The organism is Pelistega europaea (assembly GCF_013133775.1).
Classification (GTDB): domain Bacteria; phylum Pseudomonadota; class Gammaproteobacteria; order Burkholderiales; family Burkholderiaceae_B; genus Taylorella; species Taylorella europaea.
In genome coordinates, this window is record NZ_JABGBO010000022.1 from 1 (window position 1) to 1,509 (window position 1,509).

Annotated in this window: 2 protein-coding genes; both read left to right on the plus strand. The window is 42.5% G+C overall.

What is annotated here, in order from left to right; all coding sequences use genetic code 11:
* The first annotated feature begins 41 nt into the window (after positions 1–41).
* A complete protein-coding gene (locus HKX40_RS10530; RefSeq protein ID WP_171589536.1) occupies positions 42–641 on the plus strand; it encodes a hypothetical protein in 600 nt (199 codons plus the stop codon).
* Positions 617–1,474 (plus strand): IS3 family transposase, encoded by an 858-nt coding sequence (locus tag HKX40_RS10535; RefSeq protein WP_343043093.1) that lies wholly within the window; start codon positions 617–619, stop codon positions 1,472–1,474. The genes HKX40_RS10530 and HKX40_RS10535 overlap by 25 nt, the downstream gene beginning before the upstream one ends.
* Positions 1,475–1,509: the final 35 nt, after the last annotated feature.

Below are 1,509 nucleotides of genomic sequence, written 5' to 3' on the forward strand. Positions count from 1 at the left end.
TGTACTGGTACGGAAAATTTGGACAGTAAGGAGTCCAAAATATGACGATATCCGTATCTATAAAAAAACAAGCTTGCGAAAGGCTTTTGCATTTTCACCCAAAGAAGACGATAGCGAAGGAGTTAGGGGTATCGCCAAGTGTTGTTAGAGATTGGAGTTTTTTTCTCAACCGAGGTGATTTTGCATGGATTAGCGAACGTTCGGTGACGAGCCGAAAATCCTTACATTATCAAGCGATGCAATATTGGATAGAGCATTATCCGATAGGTTACAGTGATGTGGCGAGATTATTTGGCATTCGTCCATCGGATTTATATACAAAACTCAAACGTTATATAGCGACTAGCCCCTCGCAGAGTCTACCTGCTAAAATACGCTTATGGGATTGCCTGAGATGGTACGGAACAGGAGATAACATGGTAGACCATAATCGTATTAGCAAGATGCTCAAAGAGCGTTTATCCAAAGCAAAGACCAAAGAGCAGATGGATAAAGAGGTTCATGATATTTTAGTGACCTATGAGAGTCTGTTTGAAGAGGTGCTGAAGGATTGTAAGGATGAGCTCAAAAAAAAAGAGTTGCAGCTATATCTCGAACAGCTCAGAGAGGTATTGCCATCGCTGTTGCATGTCAAATCTTAGGGGTGGCACGAAGTAGTTACTACGCGGCTCAGCGTCAGACTGAGAGCAAGAGAAGGGATGAGCAGAAGGCGCAATGGATAGAGCAGGTACAGAAGGCGTGTTTTTACACGATAGGACGTCGTCGGATGGGCGCCCTGTTAGAGCAGACCCAAGGGATTCGATTGGGTCAGGGGCAAATAGGGCGTTTGATGAAAGCCTTCCAGTTAAATGCCAAAATTCGGCAACAGCGTCGTACATATCAAAAGAGTCGAGGAATACAAACCGAGGGGTTGGCTCCAAATATCTTGAATAGGGATTTTAAGGCAAGCACTCCTAGGAGCAGATTTGTGACGGATGTAACCTATATTCCATACTATGAGGCGAATCAATGGCATTGGGGTTACTTGTCGCTAATCTTGGATTTATATGATCGCTCCATTGTGGCATGGTGCTATGGTAAGCAACAAAATCAACAACTGGCACTAAGAACAGTGAAGTTATTGGTATTCAAAGGGATAGCAAAGCAAGCTCTCTTACATAGTGACCATGGGTCCATCTACACGAGTGAAGCCTTCAGAGAAGAGCTAGCAAGACATGGTATTAGACAGAGTTTATCGCGTGTGGGTAATTGCCATGATAATGCGGTGATGGAGAATTTTAATGGGATTTTAAAGGTAGAGGGGTTGTATAATGAGCTCTTTGCAACACACACAACCCCAAGTTTTATTGAACAAAATCAGGCGATTGAGCGTTTTATTGAGTTCTATAACCATCGAAGACCAAGTTCTGTGTTAAAGAATTTGACTCCGATGGAATTTAATCAACAATATTATCAATCTAGTCAGGTCTATTGACCTTTTTGACTGTCCAAAAAAACCATACCAGTACA

Coding starts and splice junctions, on each gene's coding strand:
- HKX40_RS10530 (WP_171589536.1), top strand. CDS start 42: ATGACGATATCCGTATCTATAAAAAAACAAGCTTGCGAAAGGCTTTTG.